Genomic DNA, 19032 nt, shown 5'->3' on the forward strand with positions numbered 1-19032 from the left:
CAAGCAGGGCAGTCAGGTATGGCCGAACAGGATCCTCGATATATCAGCGTTACCCCTATGAAGAACGAAGGACCATTCGTTCTTGAATGGATCGCCCATAATCGTGCCATTGGTGTGGACCAGATTGTGGTCATGACCAATGACTGTACCGATGGTACAGATGCCTTGCTGCAGCGATTGCATGACCTTGGCATTGTCACACATGTCGACAACAACTCGAGACGTCAGACCAGCCCGCAAAAACGCGCCTATAACGCCTTTCTGAAAATGGAAGTGGCCCGTCCACAGGATTGGGTGATCGTTATCGACGCGGATGAACATATTAACGTCAGAACCGGCGACCATACATTGCGTGCGCTGACAGGTGCCATGCCGGATGCAAAAACGATTTCAATGACTTGGCGTCTATTCGGAAACGCCGGCATTGTTCGGTACGAGGACCGTTTCCTGTCGGATCAGTTTCGCCAAGCTGCACCTGAGCGTATTTTTCGACCGCCGCAAGCTTGGGGCTTTAAGACCATGTTCCAACGCGGCCTGTGGGATGCGCTCGGTGTCCATCGACCGAAAAGGCCGACCGTTGAAACGATGGAAGAATGCCATTGGTACAACGGATCCGGTCAACCGATGCCCGAAAGGTATTTTACTGCCAGTTGGCGATCGGCGCGGGACTCCGTTGGGTACGAGCATGTTCAGATCAATCACTATGCTCTGAAATCCTGCGAAAGCTATCTGGTCAAGAAAATGCGTGGTCGGGCCCATCATCTGGGGGAAAGCCTTGGCATGGAATATTGGAACATGATGAACCAAAACGCCGAAACTGAGACCTCGATTGACACAATCCTCGATCGGAAACGGGCTTTGTATTACGAAATGCTGTCAGACGCTGAGACGGCCCGCCTGCACCATATGACCTGCGATCTGCATCGCCAACAGGTTGCCCAGTTGCGCGAACAACCCGAGATGCAAGACCTCATGCGTCAGATGACCGCCGGGTTCTCAGCCAAGGCCGAGACCTGAGGTCGCTTGGCGAATAGGAACGTTTCATGCTTTGGCTACACATAGGAATGCCCAAGACCGGGTCGACCGCGTTACAGGGGTTTGTTCGCAAAAACGGTCAAGTGATGGCTGGGGCCGGATTACACTATATGGAAACGGGCCGCAGGCGAACCGAGGGGCATGGGCGTCTGGCCAGCAGTCATAACCTGATTGCCTTTCACATGAACCAAACCGATCAGCCGGTCACCGCCCTGCGCGAAGCGATGGCAAGGGAATATGCTGAGCATGAGGATAAGGCATGCTTGGTATCGTCTGAGATGTTGTATTCAGTCGATCTGCACAAACTGGCCGAGATTTTCGCTGAGATCCCCGCGCGTGAGATGAGGATTGCTTTCTACTGTCGTAGATATTCTGACTTTTTCGAAGCCGACTATAAACAAAGGGCAAAGAACGGCAGGCTTGCCGGGGGCGGCTCTGAATATATTCGTACCCAGCTGGACGAGATACGTGCGCATCCTGAGCGTTTCAGCTTTGCCAGCGCTGCGGCTCGGATAAGGTCAGCTTTTCCGGGCGTCTCATTGGTGCCTATGCTGTATGAGCGCTCTGAAATGGCCAATGGCAATATTGTTGATGATTTTCTGGATCGCATCGGCGTCCAACTGCCCTTGGGCAGCAAGACCGAAACATCGTCCAATCCTTCGCATTCAAGGGCCGCGTGTGAGGCGTTTGGTGTGGTCACTAGGGCTATGGGACGCAAGAAAAGTCGCCAGTTGCGACGTCGGGCTGTCGATGATCCCGTGATGATGCGTAAAAATGATGTGCTTGAACCGGATGAACGCACCTGGCTGGACTCGTTTATGGCAAATGAAGATGTGAGTTTTCATCAAGAGTTCTTTCCCGACCGGACGCAGCTTTTTGCCCCTGTCAGGTTGAGCATGCATGATCAGTCGTTTCGCCGGGACACAGCCGCGGAATATCAGGCGCTGCGCCAAGCATCCGAGGTCGTGTTTCGCATGGCGCTAGAGGGTTGACCTTATTCGACGGTAATTTCCTGGCGCTGCCGGCCAGTGGTTTTGTCAAAGATCAGGATGCGATTGTCATCAGTCACAACCGCAAACCAGTTGTTTCCAATGGTGACCGCCTGCGCTTTTGCGCCATCGGGCAACTCAACCTGATCGGGCAGGGTAGGGGTCCGGTCCGATAGCCGGATGACAATCAGTGCGAATGTCACTAGAACCCCGCCAATCATCACCGCGGTCAGCAGCATGACCATTCTCCGCAGCAGGCGAAGCTGCGGCGTTTCCTGCGGTTCTTGGGGTTCGGAAGGGACAGTCATGGGCACTCGCCAGATTGAGTTTCAAATCGCGGCCGATCCGCCGCCCCGCCTTGATAAGGCGCTTTCCCGCGATGTGCCAGCGGGGGAAAGCCTGTCGCGGACCCGATTGGGGAAGCTGATCGAAGAGGGGGCCGTGATGATCAACGGAACCGCCGCCCGCGACCCCAAGGCCAAGGTGGCCGAAGGCGCAGTGGTGGCGATCACTGTGGCCGAGGCCGAAGACAGCCATATCGGCCCGGAAGACATCCCGCTGGAGGTCGTATTCGAGGATACCGACCTGATCGTGGTCAATAAACCTGCGGGTATGGTCGTGCATCCTGCTCCCGGCTCTCCGAACGGGACATTGGTCAATGCGTTGCTGCATCACTGCGGTGATGACCTGTCTGGCGTAGGCGGCGTAAAGCGCCCCGGCATCGTGCATCGTATCGACAAGGAAACCAGCGGGTTGCTGGTGGTGGCCAAATCCGACGCGGCCCATCACGGGCTTGCCGCGCAGTTCGAGGCGCATAGTGTCGAACGCTATTATCGCGCCATCTGTTACGGTGTCCCGGATGCCAATGATCCCCGGTTGCGCGGCGTCAAAGGTGTCAGCTTTGAGCCCGGAAACATCATGCGGATCACCACTCAGCTGGCCCGTCACAAGACAGACCGGCAACGACAGGCTGTGCTGTTTCACGGTGGTCGCCACGCGGTCACGCGCGCCCGCCTGGTCGAAACGTTTGGGGCGCCGCAGGGGCTGGCTCTGATCGAATGCTGGCTGGAAACGGGCCGCACACATCAGATTCGGGTTCACATGACCCATGCCGGTCATGGTCTGGTCGGTGATCCGGTTTATGGGGGCAAGCGGAAACTCGCAGCCAAAGCCTTTAGCGCGGCTGCCGCAGAGGCCGTACGAGACTTTCCTCGTCAGGCGCTTCATGCTGCGGTTTTGGGTTTTGAGCACCCGATATCGGGTGAAAACCTTCGCTTCGAGGCTGTGTTGCCGGATGATATGGAAAATCTGATTGAACAGCTGCGCACACCGCTGACATAATAAGCAAAGTTGCGTGAATAACGTTTTCTTAGGTTTCCTTTATCAAACGTTAATTTCAAACTGTTAACGGTACCTCTTGAACGGATCGGGACGACCTCCCATATCCATGTTAACGACTTAAACATTTGTCGGAGGGACAAGAAACATGGCCAATTACGCAAATCTCCCCGCGCCGACGCCGGAAGGCGGGCTGAACCGCTATATGCAGGAAATTCGGAAGTTTCCCCTGCTGGAGCCAGAAGAAGAATACATGCTGGCCAAAAGCTGGGTTGAGAAGCAAGATACTGAAGCTGCACATAAAATGGTGACTTCCCACCTACGGTTGGCGGCCAAGATCGCTATGGGTTATCGCGGTTATGGGCTGCCACAGGCCGAAGTGATCTCCGAGGCCAATGTCGGTCTTATGCAGGCCGTGAAACGGTTTGACCCGGAAAAAGGATTCCGGCTGGCGACCTATGCCATGTGGTGGATTCGCGCCTCAATTCAGGAATACATTCTGCGGTCATGGTCTTTGGTCAAACTGGGTACAACCTCGGCGCAGAAAAAGCTGTTTTTCAACTTGCGCAAAGCTAAGGCACGCATCGGTGCGCTTGAAGAGGGCGACCTGCGTCCGGAAAACGTGGCCCGGATCGCAAATGACCTTGGTGTGACCGAAGCAGAAGTGATCAGCATGAACCGCCGGATGTCCGGTGGCGACGCCTCTCTGAATGCGACCGTCGGGTCCGAGGGCGAAGGCACCATGCAATGGCAGGACTGGCTTGAGGACGAGGATGCCGATCAGGCGGGCGACTATGAGGCCCGCGATGAGCTCGACGCCCGCCGCGAGCTGTTGGCGGCTGCTCTTGAAGTTTTGAATGACCGGGAAAAAGACATTCTGACCCAACGCCGCCTGATGGATCAGGCCGTCACACTGGAAGAGCTGAGTACGCAGTACAATGTCAGTCGCGAACGCATTCGCCAGATTGAAGTCCGCGCTTTTGAGAAACTTCAGAAGAAGATGCGAGAGCTTGCCCGAGAAAAGGGGATGCTGGCCACAGCCTGACCTCTTCGTTAATTGAACGGGCCCGGTGCGACATTGGTCGTGCCGGGTTTTCTATTTGTGTTAGCGCTAATGACACTCGGACTGAGGGCGATTACAACAGACCGGATCAAAGCCATAAGGGGTGTCCATGATGCAGAATCCGGTGAATTGGGGCGTATTGGGAGCTGCGAAATTCGCGCGGCAATATATGGCCCCAGCAATCCACGCAGCTGAGGGCGCGCGTCTGGCAGGCCTTGCGACGTCCGATCCCACCAAAGCCGAACCGTTTCAGGCCTTTTGCCCGGATTTGACGGTTTATGACAGCTATGATGCGTTGCTGAACGACCCACAGATTGAGGCCGTTTACATCCCGCTGCCCAACCATTTGCATGTCGAATGGAGCCTTAAGGCACTGGACGCCGGTAAACATGTGCTGTGTGAAAAGCCGATGGCTATGACCGTGTCCGAATTTGCCCCATTGATCAACAAACGGGATGAGACCGGATTGTTGGCGGCCGAGGCTTATATGATCGTCCAACACCCTCAATGGAAGTTTGTACGCAAGCTGATCGCCGACAAGGCGATCGGGAATTTGGCCCATGTGACGGGTGCGTTCAGCTTTGACAGCCGGGCGGATACGGCAAACATTCGCAACCGGGCTGAGACCGGCGGAGGTGGGCTGCGTGATATTGGCGTCTATGTGATTGGCAGCGCGCGCTTTGTCACCGGGCAGGAGCCTGTTCAGGTCGAATCCGCCATCCGGTGGGAGGATGGGGTCGACGCTTTTACCGAGATTCGCGCTCAGTTCCCGAATTTCACCTATTCCAGCTATGTCTCGATCCGAATGCATCCGCATCAAGAGATGGTGTTTCATGGCGACCGCGGCATGATCCGGCTGACTGCGCCGTTCAATCCGCGTGTGTTCGGAGAGGCGCGTGTCGAATTGCACCGCCCCGGCCTGGAAATACAGGTCACACGTTTCCCCGCGGACGATCACTATAAGCTGCAGGTCGAAGCTTTTTGTCGGTCGGTCCGTGAGGGTGCCGAATATCCGTGCCCGCTTGAGTTTTCACGCGGCACGCAGGAAGTGATTGACCTTGTGCTGGAGAATGCAGTGGCGCTGCCATGACTTGCCACGCTTCTTGAATCGCCGCAAAATCGGCTAACACCTTAACAGGAGGCATCCCGATGGCAGGTGGCTGGGCGCGCGACGGCGCAGTAAGCGAACAGATCGAGGCATCCATTTCGGATGAGTTGGCCCGAATGCAGGCCCAGAAACGGCCCGTAGGCGAAAGCCTGACCCATTGTGCCGAATGCGAAGAACCAATCCCAGAAAACCGCCGCACAGCACTGCCGGGCGTGAAACTGTGCCTCGAGTGCCAGCAAGAACGTGACGGGGCGCACAAAATGCGCGGCGGTATCAACCGGCGCGGGTCGAAGGACAGTCAGTTGAGGTGAGTTTATTATGTTTGCTTTGAGCCCAAAGCTTCACTAGTCGGTACGCAGTTTTGAGAGCATGGGGCAAGAGACATTCCCGCTGTCGCAGTTGGCTGTGAGTTCGTTCAGCGCTGCTTCCAATCGCTTCAGCTCGTTTATCTTTTCACGCACATTGAAGATATGAAGCTCAGCCAGTTCTTTTACGGATCGGCAATCTTCTCCGTCGCCTTCGGACAGGCTTAGAAGCGTCTTTGTATCGGCTAGTGGAAAGCCCAAATTACGGCATTTTTTCAGGAAACGAAGCCTTCCAACATCGTGCGCGGAGTACATCCGCCGGTTATTAGGTGCTCGTTCTGGTTTGGGCACGATCCCTTCGCGTTCATAGTAGCGGATCGTTTCAATGCCGACACCGCTTTGCCGGGATGCTTCCCCAATCGCAAACATGTGAGTTTTCCCGTCTTGATCCTGTAGCGACTACAGAAGTTATACGAGAAGCAGTCACTTTGACAACTCCAACTAATCAAGGGAATGAGATGCAGAAGTACCTCAGCGTTAGTTATCTGGGATCACTGACAGCACTTGGCGTCGCGACTTGCTGTGTATTGCCCATGACAATGATGTTGCTGGGACTGGGGGGCAGTTGGCTAGCCATTTTCGGAAAGATCGCGGCGGCAAGCTACTACGTATTGGCGATATCGACGGCGCTTGTCGCTATATCGTGGCTTGTATCTTATCAGCGCGGTTCCCTAACAAAGTTGAAATGGTGGCTTTCGGGGACTACCGCAATCACCGCGTCAGCTTGGGTCGTCGTCTATAACGAGGCCCGTATCAACGATTACCTGATAATGCAGATGTGAAACAATGACAGAGCAAACTGTAGTGCTTGAAAGCACCCTGACGTGCCCGAAATGCGGTCACAGCGAAAGCGAAATAATGCCGACGGATGCTTGCCAGTGGTTCTATGAATGCAAGTCTTGCGCAGCGGTCTTGAAGCCATTGGAAGGGGACTGTTGTGTCTACTGCTCCTATGCCACGGTGCCTTGCCCACCGATCCAGAATGGCGATAGTTGTTGCGGATGACAAAGTCCGCTTTGTCCGCAAAGCAGACATCACCGTCTCCGCTTCATGCGACTTCAGCCCTCCATCGCTTCCAATTCATCAATAAAGCCCGAGATCATCGACAGGCCTTTGTCCCAGAACTTGGGATCGCTGGCGTCCAGACCGAACGGGGCCAGCAGCTCTTTGTGGTGTTTTGATCCACCGGCGCGCAGCATATCGAAGTATTTGTCCTCGAACCCGTCGGCGCCGCTTTCGTAGACGGAATAGAGCGCGTTCACGAGGCCGTCGCCAAAGGCATAGGCGTAGACGTAGAAGGGCGAGTGCACGAAATGTGGGATATAGGCCCAGAACGTCTCATACCCTTCCATGAATTCAAATGCGGGGCCGAGGCTTTCGGCCTGAACGCTCATCCACAGGGCGTTGATGTCGTCCGGGGTCAACTCGCCCTCGCGGCGTGCGGCGTGCAATTTGCATTCGAAGTCATAGAAGGCGATTTGGCGCACGACCGTGTTGATCATGTCCTCGACCTTGCCAGCCAGCAGAATCTTGCGCTGCTCAGGGGTTTCGGCCTTGTCCAGCATTTTGCGGAAGGTCAGCATTTCACCAAAAACCGAAGCGGTTTCGGCAAGCGTCAGCGGGGTGGATGACAGCATCTCGCCCTGATCGGCGGCCAGCACCTGATGGACGCCGTGGCCCAGCTCATGCGCCAGGGTCATCACGTCGCGCGGCTTGCCCAGATAGTTCAGCATCACGTAAGGATGCACGTCGGTAACAGTGGGATGCGCAAATGCGCCTGGCGCCTTGCCCGGCTTCACCGCCGCATCAATCCAACCCTTCGAGAAGAACGGCGCGGCGATTTCACCCATACGCGGATCAAAGGCCTCATAGGCATCCATCACGGTTTTCTCAGCGTCATCCCAGCCGACAATCTGCGTGTCTTCCATCGGCAGGGGTGCGTTGCGATCCCAGACCTGCATCACGTCCAGACCCAGCCATTTGCGTTTCAGCTCGTAGTACCGGTGGCTCAGCTTGGGGTAGGCAGCCACGACCGCCTCGCGCAGGGCCTCGACGACCTCGGGTTCGACGTCATTCGACAGATGGCGACCAGTCTGCGCAGTCGGCATATTGCGCCAGCGGTCGACGATTTCCTTTTCCTTGGCCTGCGTGTTGTGAACGCGCGCAAAGGTCTTGACGTTGTCCTGAAACACACGGGCCAATTCGCGAGAAGCCGCTTCGCGTTTGCTGCGGTCCTGCTCGGTCAGTAGGTTGAGTGTGCCTTCGATGTTCAACTCTTCTCCGTCAACATCAAAGGTCAAGCCCGCGATGGTCTCGTCGAACAGGCGTTCCCAGGCATCGCCAACAACACCCAGATCGTGCAGGAATTTTTCAAGCTCGTCAGATAGCTGATAGGGTTTCATCGCGCGGATGCGGCGGAATACGGGCTCGTAACGGGCCAGATCGGTGTTGGCGTCGAAATGCGCTTTTAGCGCGTCGTCGTCGAGGCGATTGATTTCCAGCGTGAAGAACACCAGCGGCGTGGTAAAGACAGTGATCTTTTCCTGCATGTCCGAGAGGAACTTGGCGCGCTCGGCGTCGGTCGTCAGCTGATAATAGCGCAGTCCGGCAAAGGACATGATACGCCCGGCGATCGAATTGATCTTTTCGTTCCGCAACACGCAGGTCAGCAAGCCCAGGGCATCAAGATCCGCCAAATTGCCTTCGTAATCTGCGGCAAAGGCGGCGCATTCGGTTTCCAACCAGTCCAGGTCACGCGCAAGCTCGGCCGCGTCTTCCGAAGCATAGAGATCCGTCAGATCCCATTCCGGCAGGTTGCCAAGATTATCGGCCCCGCCGACCGCGTTTGCGTCACGTACTGGAAAAGGAAGGTCGCGCATGGATCACCTCGAAAATCTGCTTTGGCAAACATCTAGGCGCGACCGACGAGGATCACAAGCGGACAGTCAAAGGGAAAGCGCCGGTTCCAGGGGGTGTTCCGTCTATGCAGCTTTGAAATGCGCGGCGATTTGGTCAAATGCAGGGTCGCGCACCTCTGGTGGTTCCATCAGGACTTCGTGTTCACCGTCTGGAATTTCGATCAACGTGCTGTTGGGCCAGTTTGCCATGCGTGCGCGGATGGCCTTGCGGTCCACAATCTGCTCGTGGGAGCCAAGATATGTCAGGCATGGAATGGCTGGGGCAGTCTGCACCATCAACCAGTCGCATTCATCCAATGCCTCGCGCAGCCAGATCGTCGACGGTGCACCAAGGGACAGTTCGGGATACTTGGCCAGATGATCCTGCATCATTTTGTACATGGCAGGATCGCGCGTCAGGCTATTGCCTTCGAAAGGCTGTGTCAGAACATAGCTGTCCAGTGATGTGGTCGGGGGCGTCTTTTCGCCAAACCCCAGTCGTGGGGCCCAATTTGCGGTCAACCGGCTGATGGGTTTCATAAGGGGCGTAAAGAAAATCCCCCACATCGGACCGGTAAAAACACAGGTAGAAAAACAATCGTTTTCCAAAACTGCCCGCAATCCAATGGCACCGCCCATAGAGTGGCCAATAACATGCCAGGGCCTGGGCAGATCAAGCTTTGTGGCCAGCTCTAGCGACACATCTACGTCTTGCTGATAGTCAGTGAATTTATCGACATGGCCAACCCGCGGATCGTCAAGCAACCGGTCTGCCAATCCCTGACCCCGCCAGTCGATCACCAACACGGCAAAGCCACGCTTGACGAATTCACTCGCCGCATCACCGTATTTTTCGATGTATTCAGTGCGACCGGGAAACAGCATGACAGTCCCGTTCGCTGTACCTTCGGGGCGCCAATGCGCCACGCGAATTCGGGTACCGTCGGCGGTGTTCAACCAATGAGCAACACCGCCAGCGGGGCCGCCAGCCACGTCTTCGAACAAAGGGGCCGACGGGTATTCCATCAGGCCAGGGCCGAGGCGAGTTTCATTGCCGCGCCCATGTCGCCGTCAATGCTCAGTTTTCCGGCCATGAAGGCGCTTGTCGGGTCCAGATCACCATTGAGAATTTGCTCGAACGTGTCCGCATCAGCGTTCAAAGTCACGTCCGTTTCTTCATCGCTGATGCGCGCGCCGCTTGCATCAACTACGATCGCGCCCAAATCCGCGATGGCAAATTTAGCCGATGCGTCGAAATCGCCGCCCGACAGTTTCTCATTCAGCACTGCTGCGGCTTTTTCCAATGAATCGCTCATGATCTTCCTCATTTTGTTAGTACGCCGTGAATGGACATCCTCGGTCGCAACGCTACACTGACACTTGTTATGAGCAATGCAATCAACAATCTCAAAGGTACCGTTGCGGCACTTTTTGTCCTAGTCATGTTTTCCTCCACTTGCCTTGCACAGCAGGAGGATTCCCGCGACGAGGCCGAGTTGTTGCAGAACCTTGCGCAGGCCACACCGGACCAGGCGACTGGAATCGACCGCCAGTTACGGGCGCTCTGGTCGCAATCTGGTTCGGCCTCCGCCGACCTGCTGCTGGAGCGTGGGCGCGAAGCACTGGATGATGGTGACACCTATGCCGCGATCGAGCATTTGACGGCCCTGACAGACCACGCGCCTGATTTCGCCGAAGGCTGGCACGCGCGGGCCTCTGCGTTTTTTGGGATCGAAAGGTTCGGGATGGCTGCCGCAGATCTGGAACATGCCCTGACGCTGAACCCGAACAACTATGAGGCCATCTACGGGCTTGGATTGATATTTGAGATTCTGGGTCAGCCCGAAAAGGCATTTGCGGCCTATTCCCATGCCTTGGCTATACATCCCCATTACGAAGAAGTAACCAATGCAGTGAATCGACTGAAAGCCCAGGTCGAGGGCTCGGCCCTCTGAGAACCGGGGGCAGGGGGCAAAGGTGAGCGGGTCATCCCGAATCGTGGCCGTACTTGGTCCGACCAATACAGGCAAAACCCATTACGCAATCGAACGTATGCTGGGGTACCGCACGGGGGTGATCGGCCTGCCGCTACGCCTGCTTGCGCGCGAGGTATACGACAAAATCGTCGCCATTCGCGGACCGTCGGTGGTGGCGCTGATCACCGGGGAAGAACGTATCGTACCGCCGCGTGCGAAATATTGGGTCTGTACGGTCGAGGCGATGCCCGAAGGCATGGGTGCCGATTTTGTGGCTATCGACGAAATCCAACTCTGCGCCGACCCGGAACGCGGCCACGTCTTCACCGACAGGTTGCTGCGCGCGCGCGGCACCAATGAAACCCTGTTTCTGGGATCCGATACTATGCGCGGTCCCATCGCGGCACTTGTGCCCGAAGCACAATTCGTCCGGCGGGAGCGGATGTCGCAACTGGTCTATGCCGGCTCCAAGAAAATCAGCCGCATGCCACCACGCAGCGCCATCGTCGGGTTTTCGGTCGACAACGTCTATGCCATCGCCGAGCTGCTACGCCGTCAAAAGGGTGGGGCGGCTGTGGTCATGGGGGCGCTCAGTCCGCGTACACGGAATGCGCAGGTTGAGCTCTATCAGAATGGTGAGGTCGACTATTTGGTTGCCACCGATGCCATCGGGATGGGGTTGAACCTGGATGTGAACCATGTTGCGTTCTCGTCCCTGACCAAATTCGATGGCCGGCGCATGCGGCCCCTGGCCCCGAATGAGCTTGCCCAAATTGCTGGCCGCGCTGGGCGCGGTATGTCCGATGGAACCTTCGGCGTGACCGGCGAGGCGCCGCCTCTGGACGACGGTGTCGCGCAGGCCATTATGGACAGCCGCTTTGCGCCGATGAAAAAACTGAACTGGCGGAATGCCGCCTTGCAGTTTGGTTCGATTGACGCTCTGATCCACACGCTCGAGATTAGCCCGGATAGCGAACACCTGATCAAAGCCCGTCCGGCAGATGATCTGAATGTGCTTAAATCCTTGTCGCAAGTTGCCGAAATTGCGGCCCGTGCCAGTGATCCGCAATCCGTTCGTTTGTTATGGAATGTGTGCCGAATCCCCGATTTTCGCGGCATCAGCCATGCCGAACATGCCAGCCTGCTCGAAGTGATTTTTGGCCACCTGCATGAAGGTGGTTCGATCCCGGATGACTTTATGGCGCGGCAAATCCGCCGGATCGACCGAACGGATGGCGATATAGATGCACTGTCAAAAAGGTTGGCATATATTCGCACCTGGACTTACGTTGCGCAACGAAATGGTTGGGTGCGTGACGAATCCCATTGGCGTGATGAGACGCGCATTGTAGAAGACAGGCTGTCAGACGCTCTGCATGACCGTTTGACTCAGAGATTTGTGGACCGGCGCACATCCGTTTTGTTGCGCCGGCTCAAACAGAAGGAGGCCCTTTTGGCCGAAGTAAATGACAAGGGTGAAGTGACCGTCGAAGGTGAATTCGTCGGTCGTCTGGAAGGGTTCCGGTTCAGTCCGGACAAAAGCGCGCAAGGAGCCGAGGCGAAAGCCTTGAAATCGGCGTCCTTGCAAGCCCTCGCGCCGCAATTCCATCTGCGTGCCGATCGCTTCTATAATGCACCCGATACCGAAATTGATTTTACCGATCAGGGTGGCCTGATGTGGGGTGAATATGCCGTTGGCAAGCTGGTTGCCGGGGCAGAGCCTCTCAAGCCGCTGGTCGAGGTTTTTGTGGACGAGGCCGCGGGCCCCGATGTTGAACAGAAAGTTCAGCGTCGCCTGCAACATTTCATCGACCGCAAAGTGGCCGCACTGTTCGAGCCGCTGCTGAACCTGTCGCGCGATGAAGAACTCAATGGGCTGGCCAGGGGCTTTGCCTTCCGCATGGTTGAGGCGCTGGGCGTATTGCCGCGCGCAGGTGTCGCGCAAGACGTCAAGGATCTGGATCAGGACGCCCGTGGCGCGCTGCGCAAACACGGTATCCGCTTTGGTCAGTTCACCATTTTCATGCCGCTGCTGCTGAAACCGGCCCCAACGCGTCTGCGTCTTGTTCTGTGGGCATTGGCAAATGGCCTGCAGGAATTTCCCGACGCGCCGCCTCCGGGTCTTGTTACTGTGCCCATCGCCAAGGGCGCACCTGACGGTTATGACACTATGTGTGGTTATCGCGATGCGGGCGAACGCTCGATCCGGATCGATATGCTGGAACGTCTGGCCGACATGCTGCGCGCTGAAGACAGCCGTGGTGGGTTCGAGGCCAAGCCTGACATGCTGTCGATCACCGGTATGACGCTGGAACAATTCGCCGACCTGATGCAGGGGCTGGGCTACAAGGCCGAACGCGCCGAGCGTGAAAAGGTTAAGCCCGCACCAGCAGAGCTACCTGCCGCAGAGGCCACGGAAGTAGCTGCCTCCGAGGAAGTACCCGCACCAGAGGGAACCCCCGAAGAGGTCGCCGCACCAACCGAGGCGTCAGCCGAGGCCACCGAAAGCACCGAGGCAGCAGCCGAGGCCACCGCGCCGACAGCAGCAACAGATGAACCCGAGGTTGAGGTCTTCTATACCTTCACCTGGGGCCGTCAGCGTCAGGCCAACCAAGGCCCACGCCGTGAACAGCGGCAGGGGCAGGGCAAAGGTAAGCCGCGCGGTAAGCCTCAGGATGGCCGGGGCAAGCCGCAGGGCAAGAAAGGTGGCAAGCCGCAGGGTGCCAAGACCTTCTCGTCTCGTCCGCCGAAAAAGGAAAAGCCCATTGATCCCGATAACCCGTTCGCGGCCGCGCTTATGGGTTTGAAGGAAGGCAATTAACGCCTTATGACCGAGGCCCGGCTTCGGATCGATAAATGGCTGTGGCAGGCTCGGTTCTTCAAGACCCGCAGCCTGTCCGCCAAACAGGTCAGTGGCGGCCATGTCCGCGTCAACGGAAACCGGATCCTGAAACCGGCGCAGCCTGTGGCCCCCGGTGATGTTCTGACCTTCCCTCAGGGGCGGATTGTGCGCGTTGTGCGTATCGAAAAACTGGGTGATCGGCGCGGACCGGCAACCGAGGCGCAGACACTGTATACCGATTTGACCGAAAAGCAGGACACGCAGCCGCGAAATCCAGGGTTTGAGGGAAAAGGTCGTCCCACCAAGAAGGATCGGCGTCTACTTGATCTTTCTCGCAATCAAGATAGCTGAACATATCTTGAAGCTGACGCCATACTGATTTAGCTAGACGCCCAAACCGCAAACGGGAAATTCACCATGACCTATGTTGTCACTGAAAACTGCATCGCCTGCAAATACACCGACTGTGTCGAAGTGTGTCCGGTGGATTGTTTCTATGAAGGTGAGAATACACTGGTCATCCATCCCGATGAATGCATCGATTGCGGAGTATGTGAACCTGAATGTCCCGCTGATGCGATCCGTCCGGATACTGAGCCGGGCATGGATCAATGGGTCGAGTTTAATCGCAAGTTCTCCGAGCAGTGGCCGGTGATCGTGACCAAGAAAGACCCGCTGCCTGATGCAGAAGAGCGTGATGGCGAAGAGGGTAAGATGGAGAAATACTTCTCTGAGGCCCCCGGCGAAGGCGGCTAAGCGATTCGCGCTCTGAACTTGTCAGTTCAGCAGTGGGATGGCGCCTTATCTATCTGTTTCTTAACACCTTTCTTTCAAGTGGAAAGGGGCAGCCTTTCGAGTGTCTCAATTTTGTGATATACTCGGAAATTGAACGTTGATTGAGATGGGGATGACTCCGTAAGTATGCTCGCTTTGGAGTTCTGATTAGTTGAAAACACAGCAACCTGACCGGGCCGTACTGGCACGGGGTGGGTCGTTTTGTTGTCTGTCCCGCGCTCTCGTAACCAAGGAAGAACCTGTATGTCTAAGTCGAAGAAGCTTGAGTTTCGCCCCAACGACTATGTTGTTTACCCGGCCCATGGTGTCGGTCAGATCATTTCGATCGAAGAACAGGAAGTTGCGGGATACTCGCTCGAGCTGTTCGTCATTTCCTTTGAGAAAGACAAAATGACCCTGCGCGTGCCGACCAACAAGGCGACCGAGTCCGGTCTGCGCTCGCTCAGCTCGCCGGATGTCATCAGCCAGGCGATGAAGACGCTGAAGGGCAAGGCCAAGGTCAAGCGCGCCATGTGGTCCCGCCGGGCACAGGAATATGAACAGAAGATCAACTCGGGCGATCTGATCTCGATTGCCGAAGTGGTCCGCGATTTGCACCGCACCGATGATCAGCGCGAACAGAGCTATTCCGAACGTCAGCTTTATGAAGCCGCGCTTGAGCGTCTGACCCGCGAAGTCGCGGCAGTATCCGGCGCAGGCGAAGTGTCTGCGGCCAGGCAGGTGGATGAGGTTCTGACCTCGCGCGCGGCAGCGGCGGCCTGAACCTGCTGAAATCAAAATTTTAGGGCCATCCCCGCAAGGAGGTGGCCTTTTTATATTGCAGTCACCAGATGAAATCGGGGCCACTAAACCTGCGTAGCTACGGCCATAAGAAACCCTATCTCGGCCAGTTGTTGAGTGGCGCCCAGTATATCACCGGTCTGACCCTCGATCTTGGCCTTGGCTAGCATCGCCATTGCCACCGCAGACAAAGCGGCAATCAGCGTAGGGAAAACCACCTGCAACCCGATCATTGGCAGAGTGAGCAGCAGCGCCATGGCCCCGCCGAGTATCACCGCGGTCGATCCGGGTGCGCCCACTGAATGGCTAAGGCCTGATTGGCGGGCATTTGGAAGGAAGGACATAACAACAGGCATCATAGCCCGCGAAACGATGCATGCGGCCAATATGGTGGTAAAACCCGCATTCGAAAGGATCGCAGTAATCAACGACACGCGCAGCAGTTGCGAAGAAGTCAGGGCAAGGACGCCATAGGTGCCGATGTGGCTGTCCTTCATGATCTCTAGCCGCCGTTCAGGCGTGAAACCGCCCCACAGCCCGTCGGCGGTATCTGCAAGCCCATCCTCGTGCATCGCGCCGGTGGTGATGGTCAGGACAAGAACGACAAGTATGGCACACGCTATCGACGGCAGCCCCATGGCCGTCGCCATCCATCCCACGGCACAGGCCAATAGGCCGACAACAAGCCCCGCCAATGGAAAGGCCCAAACGGCACTGGCCTGACGCGAGAACACTCTGTCAGGCAGCCGCGGCACGGGCAAACGCGTCAACAGGACCAAAGCCAGCGGAATATCCCAGGCAGAAATGAGCTTGGTGTCGTTTTTTAGCACTCCTGCGCCTTTCAGGGTCTTGTCGGTTTGATCGCTTCGGTTAAACACGCAGGACCACTCTGATGCAACGAGGCTTTGGATGCTGCCCGAAATTAACAATCTGAATTCTTTCCGCGAAGCTGTCCGGCAAGCCTCCGGGCCCGATGATGCCGCTGCGCAAGGGGCGACTGACCGTAATGGGCAGCTGACCAAACCTCCGGGCGCGCTTGGTCGGTTGGAAGACCTGGCAATCTGGTATGCAGGCTGGCGCGGGGATGCCCGCCCGCAGATCACCTCGCCGCAGGTTATCGTGTTTGCCGGAAACCACGGTGTCACAGCACAGGGTGTTTCGGCCTTTCCGCCGGAAGTGACCGTGCAGATGGTGTTGAACTTTGAACATGGCGGGGCGGCCATCAACCAGCTGGCCAAGGCGGCTGGTGCTACGATGGATGTCCACGCGCTGGAGCTTGAACGACCGACCGCGGATTTCACATCAGGTCCAGCTATGTCAGAGGACGACCTGTTGCAGGCGCTGCGCACCGGGTGGGCTGCGGTCAGACCAGACGCCGATCTTCTTGTTGTTGGTGAAATGGGTATCGGCAACACGACCCCCGCAGCGGCGATTGCTTGCGCCTTGTTCGGAGGTGAGGCGGGTGATTGGACTGGTCGCGGAACAGGTGTCGATGATGCGGGACTAGCAAACAAAACCCGTGTGGTGGCCGAAGGTGTTATGCTACATGGCGGTTCGGGCGATGGGCTAGAGATTCTGCGCCGTCTGGGCGGACGCGAGATCGCCGCTATGGCCGGAGCCATTGCCGCCGCACGCGCGCTGCACATTCCGGTTATTCTGGATGGCTTTATCTGCTCAGCGGCCGCCGCGTGTCTGTCTGACATTTCAGAGAGCGCGCTGGATCACACGATCGCCGGGCACCAGAGCGCGGAAGGTGCGCATGGCGCTGTGTTGGCCAAGCTCGGTAAAGAGCCTTTGCTGAAGCTGGGGCTGCGACTGGGTGAGGGCTCTGGCGGGGCGCTGGCGATCAATATCCTCAAAAGCGCTGTTGCCTGTCATTCCGGCATGGCGACCTTTGCCGAAGCTGGCGTCTCGGACAGTTGATCCGCGCGGCCTGACCGTCAGTTGAAGGTCAGGCCGATTTTTTGTCGTTTTCTTCCGCCAATTCCAGCAGTTCGGTCTCAAGGTCTTTTTCCAGCTGCTGCGCCCGCTCGATGTATTTTTTGTTCTCGGCGGTGGGCAGCCCGGGAATCCAGAGCTCTGCCAGTTCACGAACCGACATGCGATCATGGTGGTAGAAAGTCTGTTCGGCCTGCGCTGCCTCGTATTCGCTGAGACCCACATTCTCGAGCACATATCGCCCGGCCCGCAATGAGCCATCGAATGTCTCGCGCACAATGTCGTTCGCGCCGGCTTGATACAGCTCGTACACATGGGTCCGATCCCGTGCCCGCGCGACGATGTGTAGGTCTGGGCGCTGGCGGCGCGCATAGCCGACAAGACGCGTCACCTTCTTGCGATCATCCATCGCAGCCACCAGAACAGATGCTTTTTCAAGGCCGGCCGCGCGCAACAATTCCGGACGGGTCGGATCCCCCAGGAACCCTTTTACGCCAAAGCGACGCATCAGCTGGATGGTTTCGATGTTATGGTCAAGAACGATGGTTTTGAACCCGCTTGCCTGCACCAGACGATTGACGATCTGACCAAATCGCCCGATCCCGGCGATGATGACCGGGCCTTTCTCGTCGATCTCATCCGGTTCGGGTGCCGGTGTGCCATCCCCCATCCGGCGCGAGAGAAGATCATAAATGATGAACAAAAGCGGCGTGATCAGCATGGTCAGCGCAATGATCATCAAAAGTTTTTGTGACAGATCCCCTGGAATCACATTCTGCTGGGTCGAAAACGCCAGCAGGACAAAGCCGAACTCACCTGCTTGCGCCAGCCCCAGTGTAAACAGCCAGTGATCGCGTCCGCGCAGTTTAAAGGCGCGGCCAACCAGGAACAGAATGATCCCTTTGACCAAGATTACCAACAGGGCCAGTCCGATCAGGTCGAAGGGATCGTCAAAGAAATAGGCGACATCGATGCCCGCGCCAACGGTGATGAAAAACAGACCAAGGAAAAGGCCTTTGAACGGCTCTAGGTCGCTCTCCATTTCATGCCGGAACTCGGAACTGGCCAGCACCACACCTGCAAGAAACGCGCCCAGAGCGGGTGACAGGCCAACCAGCGTCATCAGGAAGGAAATGCCAACCACAATCATCAACGCCAGCGCCGTATACATCTCGCGGAGGCGGGTCGCATGAATAAAGCGGAACAAGGGCCTGGTCAGGTACACTCCGGCGAGAATGACGAAACCGATCGCGGCAATGGTGACAAGCGTTACCGCCCACCCTGGCAACCCCTCGACCAATGACAAGCTATGATGCGCCGCGCCGTGGTGCCCCGTGGATATGCGGTTGATAGATCCGTCATTTGCAATCTGGGGAATGGCAGGCAGAGCCAGCAGTGGAAGCAGTGCCAGGATTGGTATGACCGCGATGTCCTGAGTCAGCAGTACTGAAAAGGTCGCCCGTCCTCCATTCGTTTTCATCAAGCCCTTTTCCGACAGGGTCTGCAAAACAATCGCAGTTGATGACAGGGAAAGCGTCAACCCCACTGCCAGGGCTACGGACCATGGATGATTTGCATACATGGCGACGCTGGCGATCACTGCGGTCGATAAAAGCACCTGGAGGCCGCCAAGCCCCAAAAGCCTGTCCCGCATATCCCAAAGAGCGCGCGGTTCCAGTTCAAGTCCGATCAGGAACAGCATCATGACTACGCCGAATTCAGCCACATGCTGCAGGTTTTCCGTTTCCGCACCCACCAATCCGAACAACGGCCCTATGACAAGGCCCGCGGCCAGATATCCCAGTACAGAGCCCAGTCCCAGACGCGCCGAAAGCGGCACGGCGATCACAGCCGCAGCCAGATAGATCGTCGCCTGGTAAAGGAAGTTGTCCATGATCGTCCTTTC

At 56.9% G+C, this 19032-nt stretch carries 21 protein-coding genes; 14 read left to right on the forward strand and 7 right to left on the reverse strand.

The window, feature by feature from the left end; genetic code table 11:
* The first annotated feature begins 18 nt into the window (after nucleotides 1-18).
* The gene (locus AC2FIM_RS00680) at nucleotides 19-1017 is read left to right on the forward strand and encodes a glycosyltransferase family 2 protein (RefSeq protein WP_271946483.1); all 999 of its coding nucleotides are present in this window, start codon (nucleotides 19-21) and stop codon (nucleotides 1015-1017) included.
* Nucleotides 1018-1043: 26 nt separating this feature from the next.
* Complete coding sequence (locus AC2FIM_RS00685) at nucleotides 1044-2027, forward strand: hypothetical protein (protein ID WP_271946485.1); 984 nt, start codon at nucleotides 1044-1046, stop codon at nucleotides 2025-2027.
* Between the two features lie 2 nt (nucleotides 2028-2029).
* Here the strand turns inward: AC2FIM_RS00685 and AC2FIM_RS00690 are convergent, their stop codons facing one another.
* Nucleotides 2030-2332 carry a DUF6476 family protein gene (locus tag AC2FIM_RS00690; protein WP_142634436.1) on the reverse strand — a complete coding sequence of 101 codons (303 nt, stop codon included), beginning with the start codon at nucleotides 2330-2332 and terminating at the stop codon, nucleotides 2030-2032.
* On the opposite strand from AC2FIM_RS00690, the gene AC2FIM_RS00695 reads away from it, so the two are divergent.
* The 4 genes from AC2FIM_RS00695 to AC2FIM_RS00710 all read left to right on the forward strand — a co-directional run bounded on the left by AC2FIM_RS00695 (nucleotide 2331) and on the right by AC2FIM_RS00710 (nucleotide 5844).
* The gene (locus AC2FIM_RS00695) at nucleotides 2331-3365 is read left to right on the forward strand and encodes an RluA family pseudouridine synthase (protein ID WP_271946488.1); all 1035 of its coding nucleotides are present in this window, start codon (nucleotides 2331-2333) and stop codon (nucleotides 3363-3365) included. The two genes, AC2FIM_RS00690 and AC2FIM_RS00695, sit on opposite strands and share 2 nt — an antisense overlap.
* Nucleotides 3366-3510: 145 nt before the next feature.
* Entirely contained in the window at nucleotides 3511-4407 is an 897-nt protein-coding gene (rpoH, locus tag AC2FIM_RS00700; RefSeq protein WP_142634432.1) for an RNA polymerase sigma factor RpoH, read from the forward strand.
* A gap of 130 nt (nucleotides 4408-4537) precedes the next feature.
* A complete protein-coding gene (locus AC2FIM_RS00705; protein ID WP_496707880.1) occupies nucleotides 4538-5515 on the forward strand; it encodes a Gfo/Idh/MocA family protein in 978 nt (325 codons plus the stop codon).
* A gap of 59 nt (nucleotides 5516-5574) precedes the next feature.
* The gene (locus tag AC2FIM_RS00710) at nucleotides 5575-5844 is read left to right on the forward strand and encodes a DksA/TraR family C4-type zinc finger protein (protein ID WP_271946490.1); all 270 of its coding nucleotides are present in this window, start codon (nucleotides 5575-5577) and stop codon (nucleotides 5842-5844) included.
* Between the two features lie 33 nt (nucleotides 5845-5877).
* Here the strand turns inward: AC2FIM_RS00710 and AC2FIM_RS00715 are convergent, their stop codons facing one another.
* The gene (locus AC2FIM_RS00715; RefSeq protein WP_271946491.1) at nucleotides 5878-6267 is read right to left on the reverse strand and encodes a MerR family transcriptional regulator; all 390 of its coding nucleotides are present in this window, start codon (nucleotides 6265-6267) and stop codon (nucleotides 5878-5880) included.
* A gap of 89 nt (nucleotides 6268-6356) precedes the next feature.
* On the opposite strand from AC2FIM_RS00715, the gene AC2FIM_RS00720 reads away from it, so the two are divergent.
* Nucleotides 6357-6680 (forward strand): hypothetical protein, encoded by a 324-nt coding sequence (locus tag AC2FIM_RS00720; RefSeq protein ID WP_271946493.1) that lies wholly within the window; start codon nucleotides 6357-6359, stop codon nucleotides 6678-6680.
* Between the two features lie 4 nt (nucleotides 6681-6684).
* Nucleotides 6685-6903 carry a GDCCVxC domain-containing (seleno)protein gene (locus AC2FIM_RS00725; RefSeq protein WP_271946496.1) on the forward strand — a complete coding sequence of 73 codons (219 nt, stop codon included), beginning with the start codon at nucleotides 6685-6687 and terminating at the stop codon, nucleotides 6901-6903.
* A gap of 53 nt (nucleotides 6904-6956) precedes the next feature.
* Here AC2FIM_RS00725 and AC2FIM_RS00730 read toward each other — a convergent pair whose 3' ends face one another.
* From AC2FIM_RS00730 to AC2FIM_RS00740, 3 genes are all read right to left on the reverse strand, one after another.
* Nucleotides 6957-8777 carry a M3 family oligoendopeptidase gene (locus AC2FIM_RS00730; protein ID WP_271946498.1) on the reverse strand — a complete coding sequence of 607 codons (1821 nt, stop codon included), beginning with the start codon at nucleotides 8775-8777 and terminating at the stop codon, nucleotides 6957-6959.
* A 102-nt stretch (nucleotides 8778-8879) separates the two neighbouring features.
* Nucleotides 8880-9821 (reverse strand): alpha/beta fold hydrolase, encoded by a 942-nt coding sequence (locus AC2FIM_RS00735; RefSeq protein WP_271946500.1) that lies wholly within the window; start codon nucleotides 9819-9821, stop codon nucleotides 8880-8882.
* Nucleotides 9821-10111, reverse strand: a complete 291-nt coding sequence (locus AC2FIM_RS00740; RefSeq protein WP_142634424.1) for an SCP2 sterol-binding domain-containing protein — start codon at nucleotides 10109-10111, stop codon at nucleotides 9821-9823. Before AC2FIM_RS00740 ends, AC2FIM_RS00735 begins: the two co-directional genes overlap by 1 nt.
* Nucleotides 10112-10141: 30 nt before the next feature.
* Between AC2FIM_RS00740 and AC2FIM_RS00745 the strand changes: the two genes are divergently transcribed.
* From AC2FIM_RS00745 to AC2FIM_RS00765, 5 genes are all read left to right on the forward strand, one after another.
* Complete coding sequence (locus AC2FIM_RS00745; RefSeq protein ID WP_142634422.1) at nucleotides 10142-10750, forward strand: tetratricopeptide repeat protein; 609 nt, start codon at nucleotides 10142-10144, stop codon at nucleotides 10748-10750.
* Between the two features lie 22 nt (nucleotides 10751-10772).
* A complete protein-coding gene (locus AC2FIM_RS00750; protein WP_271946506.1) occupies nucleotides 10773-13592 on the forward strand; it encodes a helicase-related protein in 2820 nt (939 codons plus the stop codon).
* A gap of 6 nt (nucleotides 13593-13598) precedes the next feature.
* On the forward strand, nucleotides 13599-13964 hold the full coding sequence (locus tag AC2FIM_RS00755; RefSeq protein WP_271946509.1) for an RNA-binding S4 domain-containing protein: 366 nt from the start codon (nucleotides 13599-13601) through the stop codon (nucleotides 13962-13964).
* 66 nt (nucleotides 13965-14030) lie between these two features.
* Nucleotides 14031-14369, forward strand: coding sequence for a ferredoxin FdxA (gene fdxA / locus AC2FIM_RS00760; RefSeq protein WP_085821728.1), 339 nt, complete (start codon nucleotides 14031-14033; stop codon nucleotides 14367-14369).
* A 282-nt stretch (nucleotides 14370-14651) separates the two neighbouring features.
* Nucleotides 14652-15170: a CarD family transcriptional regulator gene (locus AC2FIM_RS00765; protein WP_142634416.1), complete on the forward strand. Its 519-nt coding sequence runs from the start codon at nucleotides 14652-14654 to the stop codon at nucleotides 15168-15170.
* Between the two features lie 83 nt (nucleotides 15171-15253).
* Here AC2FIM_RS00765 and cobS read toward each other — a convergent pair whose 3' ends face one another.
* Nucleotides 15254-16018, reverse strand: a complete 765-nt coding sequence (gene cobS, locus AC2FIM_RS00770; protein WP_496707865.1) for an adenosylcobinamide-GDP ribazoletransferase — start codon at nucleotides 16016-16018, stop codon at nucleotides 15254-15256.
* A gap of 79 nt (nucleotides 16019-16097) precedes the next feature.
* Between cobS and cobT the strand changes: the two genes are divergently transcribed.
* On the forward strand, nucleotides 16098-17111 hold the full coding sequence (gene cobT / locus AC2FIM_RS00775) for a nicotinate-nucleotide--dimethylbenzimidazole phosphoribosyltransferase (protein ID WP_142634412.1): 1014 nt from the start codon (nucleotides 16098-16100) through the stop codon (nucleotides 17109-17111).
* 28 nt (nucleotides 17112-17139) lie between these two features.
* Here the strand turns inward: cobT and AC2FIM_RS00780 are convergent, their stop codons facing one another.
* Entirely contained in the window at nucleotides 17140-19020 is a 1881-nt protein-coding gene (locus AC2FIM_RS00780) for a monovalent cation:proton antiporter-2 (CPA2) family protein (RefSeq protein WP_142634410.1), read from the reverse strand.
* Between the last annotated feature and the right edge of the window lie 12 nt (nucleotides 19021-19032).

The organism is Ruegeria sp. CDSC052 (assembly GCF_059610685.1).